This is a genomic window from Nostoc sp. (genome assembly GCF_041747015.1).
In the GTDB taxonomy this organism is placed as follows: Bacteria; Cyanobacteriota; Cyanobacteriia; order Cyanobacteriales; family Nostocaceae; genus Nostoc.
Window position 1 is genome coordinate 1 of sequence record NZ_JBGTFY010000129.1, and the last position, 4,359, is coordinate 4,359.

The 4,359-nt window shown below is 41.4% G+C and carries 3 protein-coding genes and 1 pseudogene; 3 read left to right on the forward strand and 1 reads right to left on the reverse strand.

The annotated features are described in order from the left end of the window. Nucleotides 1–462: pseudogene (locus ACEW80_RS09565) on the reverse strand (penicillin-binding protein 2); the annotation flags it as partial. Nucleotides 463–674: 212 nt separating this feature from the next. Between ACEW80_RS09565 and ACEW80_RS09570 the strand changes: the two are divergent. From ACEW80_RS09570 to ACEW80_RS09580, 3 genes are all read left to right on the forward strand, one after another. Next, nucleotides 675–1,802 carry an ABC transporter ATP-binding protein gene (locus ACEW80_RS09570; RefSeq protein WP_373526349.1) on the forward strand — a complete coding sequence of 376 codons (1,128 nt, stop codon included), beginning with the start codon at nucleotides 675–677 and terminating at the stop codon, nucleotides 1,800–1,802. 303 nt (nucleotides 1,803–2,105) lie between these two features. After that, nucleotides 2,106–3,389 carry a bifunctional oligoribonuclease/PAP phosphatase NrnA gene (locus tag ACEW80_RS09575; RefSeq protein ID WP_373526350.1) on the forward strand — a complete coding sequence of 428 codons (1,284 nt, stop codon included), beginning with the start codon at nucleotides 2,106–2,108 and terminating at the stop codon, nucleotides 3,387–3,389. A 241-nt stretch (nucleotides 3,390–3,630) separates the two neighbouring features. Then, nucleotides 3,631–4,101 (forward strand): DUF29 domain-containing protein, encoded by a 471-nt coding sequence (locus tag ACEW80_RS09580; protein ID WP_373526351.1) that lies wholly within the window; start codon nucleotides 3,631–3,633, stop codon nucleotides 4,099–4,101. The last annotated feature ends 258 nt before the right edge of the window (nucleotides 4,102–4,359 follow it).

The following is a 4,359-nucleotide window of genomic DNA, read 5'->3' on the forward strand; positions in this document are numbered from 1 at the left end:
TTGATACTCCTTCAATGCTGTAATTTGCGCTTCCTTCAAGTCACGAGCGACCCGAATCAGTGAAGAAGAGTTAGCGCCTGCCTCTTCTAGTTTCTTTTCCATCTCTTCTTGGGAAACTTCGATAATTTGAGATAGACGTGCTGCCACAACCGGCCAGGCTGGCTTGGTATGTGACATCGGCCACAAATATACAGAGCGAGGATAGCGAGTACTAGCTAAAAGCTTACCATTACGGTCAAAAATGTTGCCCCGTTCCGGTTGTTTAGGGATCATCCGAATTCGATTTGCCTCGGCTCGTTTTCGGTGGTTCGCTCCTTCTATAACTTGCAAGTATCCCAAACGAACACTGATTCCAGTCATCATCAATAGAGTAAATATGATTAAAAATATGGGCTGGAAACTTTGTCCAACTGTACGTATATTTTTTTTCCCGCCAAGTGGAGATGGTTGCAGTAAAGTCATAAGACAAAGGATGATTCTTATAGCAGTATTTATTATCTGTACACAATTAATCTAAACTCATAGCCAATAATGAGCATAAAAGAATCAGGGCAGTATATTCCCGAACAATTGTTTTTGGCGGATACAATAAACCAAAGCGTTAAATCTAGTCTGCCCAATAGACTACATCAATTGACAAAATAACGTAATATTACGGTATTCTACTAACGATTATGGCTCAAATTGTCACGCAGAATCAGAGGGGGATAACAACTTTTCAGCCACTTGATGTTGAACTGCGTAACGTGTTCAAGTTTTTTAACCAAGAACCAGCAGTACATGGAATAGATTTGGATGTCAGGCAAGGAGAATTTTTTAGTATTTTAGGCCCCTCCGGTTGTGGTAAAACAACAACACTGCGTTTAATTGCTGGGTTTGAAATCGCTGATGCTGGCAAGGTGTTGATTCAGGGTCAGTCTATGACTAATGTGCCGCCTTACCGCCGACCCGTCAATACTGTATTTCAAAGTTACGCTCTATTTAATCACCTAAATGTCTGGGATAACATTGCCTTTGGACTGCGGCTAAAAAAAATACCTAAATCGGAAATTGAAGCTAGAGTCCAAGAAGCTTTAAAACTTGTGAAAATGGAAAGTTTGCGATCGCGTTTTCCTCATCAGCTTTCTGGTGGTCAACAGCAACGGGTCGCTTTGGCTAGGGCTTTAGTCAACCGTCCCACCGTCGTATTGCTAGATGAACCTTTAGGGGCGTTAGATTTAAAACTGCGTAAGGAAATGCAGGTTGAGTTATCAAATTTACACAAAGACTTAGGTGTTACCTTTGTGATGGTGACACACGACCAAGAGGAAGCATTGTGTTTAAGCGATCGCATTGCCGTGATGAATCAAGGCAAAATTGAGCAAGTTGGCACTCCTAGCCAAATTTATGAACGTCCCCAGACATCTTTTGTTGCTGATTTTATTGGCGATACTAATTTATTCAGTGGTAAAATCGTTGCGGTAAACTCCTCTGAGGTGCAAGTTTCGACGAAAACGGAACTCTCAATTATCATTAGTCGTGTTGAAAATACGCCAACTGAAATATCACAATCAGTGGTAGTAAGTGTACGTCCTGAGAAAATACAGCTTTCGCTTTATCCACCCAATTTGCCGACTAACTGTTTTGAAGGAAGGCTTGTTAACGTTATGTATTTGGGCACACACGTTAATTATGTTGTGGAATTAACAAATGGTATTAGCATCAATGTGTTACAGCCAAGCACTTTTGGCGGTTTCCCAGACCGTAACACACCCATCTACGTTTGGTGGGCAGAAACTGATTGTTTAGCTATTATTCAATAGTCAAGGGTCTATTTAACAGTTGAACAGATAGATATACTAAAATTAATATATTGATGAACTTAGACCACAATTAAATTCATATCTTAAAATTTATCGCCCTGATTCCATACCCATGACTGTTACTTATTGCTTTCTAACCCAAGTAAGTTCTCTAAATCAAAGGGGAGTGCTATAGATATATATAGTACGATGTCTTGATATTTTTGCAAAGATCATAATTAATGTGGCTAAATTCAAATTCAGTGAGTTGCTGATTGTAGCATTCCTGAATTAATCGAGCCTCACACTTTAAAAAAGTTTCCTATGTACTTGAATTCACCCGTTACTCAGTTTGAGAGTTTGTCATTGACCACAGAGCCAAACCCAGAGGAAGCCGAAATAGAGATATTGCCAGTGGAAGTTGCACTTAAAAGTCCCTCATTACCGCCATCGGTAGGTGAAACAGCTATTTATCTTGGTCAGCGCAATAATTCCTTAGCACAACAAAAGTCAGAAGAACTGCAAAAAACCCTTCTGGCACACCGACACGATCGCCAACTGGTAATTCTGCAAGATTTTCCTGACCCTGATGCTCTTTCCTGTGCTTGGACTTACCAATTAATTGCTCAACAATACGATATCAAATGTGAAATCATTTATGCCGGGGCTTTGAGCCATCAAGAGAATATTGCTTTGGTAAGGCTGACCAATTTACCTGTTCAGCGATGGACACTCCAAACCTTAAAAAGCAAAGATTTGTCATCTTATCAAGGTTTTGTATTAATTGATAACCAGGGAACCACTTCGCAGCTACTATCAGCAGTGCAGCAAGCTGGAATTCCACTGGTGGCGCTCATCGACCATCACAGTTTACAGGGGGAACTCAACTCAGAATTTGAGGATGTTCGTCCTTATGTACGAGCCACGGCGACAATTTTTACTCAATACATCCAAACGGGATTATTAACATTAGATAGCAGCATAAATCAACACGTCAAATGTGCTACTGCCTTAATGCACGGCTTGCGATCGGATACAAATCGGCTCATGCAAGCGCAAGAAGAAGACTTTATGGCAGCTGCGTACTTAAGTCGATTTTATGACGCCCAACTGCTGAATGCCATTTTACAGGCGAACCGTTCCAAACGGGTAATGGATGTGATTGAGCGATCGCTAAAAAACCGCATCGTCCAAAATAACTTTTCCATTGCTGGTGTTGGTTACTTACGGTATGACGACCGCGATGCCATCCCCCAAGCGGCTGATTTTCTCGTCACCGAAGAAAACGTCCACACCGCTGTAGTTTATGGCATTGTTCACGATGAAGACGAAGAGTTGGAAATAGTCATTGGCTCCCTGAGAACCAGCAAACTCACCCTTGATCCCGATGAATTCATCAAAGAAGCCTTTGGACAAGATAGCACAGGGCGCTTTTTTGGCGGTGGAAGGACAAGCGCAGGCGGTTTTGAAATTCCGATGGGCTTCTTATCTGGCAGCAACGAGAATTCCCCCTATGCGAAAATGAAATGGGAAGTATTCGATGCTCAAATTAAGCAAAAACTGCTGAGGTTAGTTAACCCTAGAGACAACCCAATTCAGTCTGAGTAAAGAGAGATGAGGGAGAGCGGGAGAACTCCTGACTCATCTAGTAGTCAAAGTGTTTGGTCAGATAACATCCCTAAATCATTCGTGATCAAGATATTTCCCGACTTTTTAGAAAAGTCGGGAATCTTGGTATTTTCACAGAAGTTGAACTAATTGATGATGTAGTTCATGTCTAATATTAAATTAGGTAGGCACAAAGAAAGTTAACTCGCGCCTACTTATTTATTTGCGTAGGAAGAGCGCCATGAAGTCTATAGAACTTGAAATCTTACAAACTCTGTATGAGCAAGATTTTTATGCTTGGGTCGAGCAGACAGCAGAGCTTTTGCAATTACACCACTGGGACACGTTGGATTTAGAACACTTAATTGAGGAAGTGGTGGACTTGGGTAAGAGTCAACAGCGTAGCTTGCAGAGCGCGTTACGGTTAGTGTTATCGCATTTGTTGAAGTGGAAGTATCAGCCCGAACACCGTAGCCGTAGTTGGCAAGTGACTATTACCCGTGAACGACTAAATATAGATGAATTGCTGCAAGAAAGTCCTAGCTTGCGGCGTTTTTTAAATGATGCCGAGTGGATTAATATTACTTATCAGCGATCGCGGCGAGAGGCAATGGTAGAAACTGGTTTATCAGAGGAGAAGTTTGCGATCGACTGTCCCTTTTCTGTCGATGAGATTTTAGACTTAGACTTTTATCCTAACCCTGACGAGTAACCGTAATTTTATCCTGTGAGCGATCAAAAATCGGTTAGGTGAGCGCGTTATTATAATCTAGGACTTACGCACTATACAAATTAACCGTGATGTGGATTAACGAAAATAGGTTGTTTCAGGCTTTTATTAATTATCCTTATGATGCCTACGGCGGTAAACTACGTAAATAGACCACGCTGTAGGGGTTTAGCAATGCTAAACCCTTACGAAAGATGTGGCTTTCAACCATATCCATATTTGGTATTTCTTGTCAATGCG